General features: G+C 67.1%; 3 protein-coding genes. All 3 read left to right on the forward strand.

The genetic code is table 11. The annotated features are described in order from the left end of the window. Nucleotides 1–261 (forward strand): enolase C-terminal domain-like protein (locus tag QR78_RS30510; protein ID WP_048431388.1); only part of this gene is annotated, 261 nt, incomplete at its 5' end. A gap of 4 nt (nucleotides 262–265) precedes the next feature. Then, nucleotides 266–544: a muconolactone Delta-isomerase gene (gene catC, locus QR78_RS30515; RefSeq protein WP_048431389.1), complete on the forward strand. Its 279-nt coding sequence runs from the start codon at nucleotides 266–268 to the stop codon at nucleotides 542–544. Nucleotides 545–837: 293 nt separating this feature from the next. Next, a partial coding sequence (locus QR78_RS30520) for an MFS transporter (RefSeq protein WP_048431390.1) occupies nucleotides 838–1,658 on the forward strand: 821 nt, incomplete at its 3' end.

Consider the following 1,658-nt stretch of genomic DNA (forward strand, 5'->3'; position numbering starts at 1 on the left):
GCGGTGGCCGAGGCCGCCGGCATCGGGCTCTATGGCGGCTGCCTGCTCGAAAGCTCGGTCGGGGCCGCGGCGCATCTCCACGCCTTCGCGACCTTGCGCGATCTCGCCTGGGGCTGCGAGCATTTCGGGCCGCAGATCCTCACCGGCGACCTCGTCACCGAGCCCCTCGCCTTCCACGACTTCGCGGTGCACCTGCCCGAGGGCCCCGGCCTCGGCGTGACCCTCGATCCCGACAAGCTGCGCTACTACGCAAGGACGTAATCCCATGCTGTACTGCGTCGAGATGAACGTCGCGATCCCGCACGGCCTCGATCCTGACACCGTCGCGAAGCTCAAGGCCGACGAGAAGGCCCGGGCCCAGGAACTCCAGCGACAGGGCAAGTGGCTCCACCTGTGGCGGGTCGCGGGGCGCTACGCCAATATCAGCGTGTTCGACGTCGAGACCCACGACGAACTGCACGACATCCTGTCGGGCCTGCCGCTGTTCCCGTTCATGACGATGCGGGTGACCCCGCTGGCGCGCCATCCCTCGGCGATCGGCTGAAGGCGGGCACGAGTTCCGGGCAGCCCACGTCCCAGCCCATGAAACCCTCCACGTCATCCCGGGGCTCGTCGAAGACGGGAACCCGGGAACCATGACCGCAGACAGATCAGAACAAGTCGGACCGCACATCGCCTCGTCCTTCATCGTCAGAGATCATGGATCCCGGGTTCCGCTATACGCCTCCGGGATGACGACGAGGAAGTGAGTCTGGTCGAGTACTCCGAGCAACCCGTTCACCACCCGACCTAAGACCAAGAAATCTCCAAAAAACGATTCAGGAGGAACCCGACGCCATGCCCCGTCCACGCAGCATCGACGTCCAGGACGTCATCAACCGCCACGGAGTCTCCCGCTTCCAGATGCGGATCGTGCTCCTGTGCTTCCTCGTCGTCGCCATCGACGGGTTCGACACCGCCGCCATCGGCTACATCGCCCCGGCGCTTCGCAGCCAGTGGGGCGTGACCCAGGCCCAGCTGGCGCCGCTGTTCGGGGCCGGCCTGTTCGGCCTGATGATCGGCGCCTTCCTGTTCGGCCCGCTCTCCGACCGGGTCGGCCGCAAGGGCACGCTGATCGTCACCACGGCGTTCTTCGGGCTCGCCAGCCTGGCCTCGGCCTGGTCGACCTCGATCGAGATGCTGACGATCCTGCGCTTCATCACGGGCTTGGGCTTAGGCGGCGCGATGCCGAACGCCATCACGCTGACCTCGGAATACTGCCCCGAGCACCGCCGCTCCTTCCTCACCATGGCGATGTTCTGCGGCTTCACCGTCGGCTCGGCGCTCGGCGGCTTCGCGGCGGCGCACCTGATCGCCGATTTCGGCTGGCCCTCCGTGCTGGTGATCGGCGGCGTGCTGCCCCTCGTGCTGGTGCCGGTGCTGATCCTCGGCCTGCCGGAATCGGCACGCTTCCTCGTGCTCAAGCAGGCCCCGGCCGAGAGCGTCGCCAAGCTCCTGCGCCGCATCGCGCCCGCCGAGGACCTTTCCGGCGCGGTCTTCACCGGCATCGCCAAGCCCAAGGGCTCGCCGATCGGCCAGCTCTTTCAGCCCGGCCTGATCGCCTCGACCCTGTGCCTGTGGCTCACCTTCTTCATGAGCCTCCTGATCTTCTACCTGCT

The sequence above is a fragment of the Methylobacterium indicum genome (genome assembly GCF_001043895.1).
Classification (GTDB): Bacteria; Pseudomonadota; Alphaproteobacteria; order Rhizobiales; family Beijerinckiaceae; genus Methylobacterium; species Methylobacterium indicum.

What these genes read in the sequence shown, in the direction of transcription:
- catC (WP_048431389.1), top strand. Translation starts at nt 266, where the DNA reads ATGCTGTACTGCGTCGAGATGAACGTCGCGATCCCGCACGGCCTCGAT.